The following is a 426-nucleotide window of genomic DNA, read 5'->3' as shown; positions in this document are numbered from 1 at the left end:
GGCGCCGCCCCGCCGCACGATCTGCTCGATCCAGGGTTTGCCGGCGCCCGTCAACATATCCCTCGGTAAATTAAGCTTCTTGATGAGGGCCAACAGGTCAGCAAGGCCGAGCATATTCTCCAGCGTCGCGGCCCAGGCGTCGCCCTTGATCGTGTGGAATCCTGTCGGGCTTTCCGGATCAGCGAGTGATGTTTCCATCAGATCAACTGTTTCCGGAAGAAGCCGGTCGGCGACGCTGCCGAGGAACGTTTCCAGGAACCGTTGCCGCTCGGAACGGACCAGCCGTTCCATCTCTTTGCTCGACGGCCCGAAGATCTGGCGATCCCGGCACCAGAGAAAGACTGCCTCCAGCATCGCCACGACCGATGCTCCGCCAGGGCAAAGCTCGGTCGCCATCCAGTTTAGAAGTGCTGCACGATCCACCCG

Annotated in this window: 1 pseudogene; it reads right to left on the bottom strand. The window is 61.3% G+C overall.

Going from position 1 to position 426, the window contains the following annotated elements:
- A pseudogene (locus tag EN780_RS37920) lies at positions 1–360 on the bottom strand (Tn3 family transposase); the annotation flags it as partial.
- Positions 361–426 lie beyond the last annotated feature (66 nt).

The sequence above is a fragment of the Mesorhizobium sp. M4B.F.Ca.ET.089.01.1.1 genome (genome assembly GCF_004022605.1).
In the GTDB taxonomy this organism is placed as follows: Bacteria; Pseudomonadota; Alphaproteobacteria; order Rhizobiales; family Rhizobiaceae; genus Mesorhizobium; species Mesorhizobium abyssinicae.
Note: the sequence above shows the minus strand (reverse complement) of the source record. Positions and strands in the feature narration are given on the sequence as shown.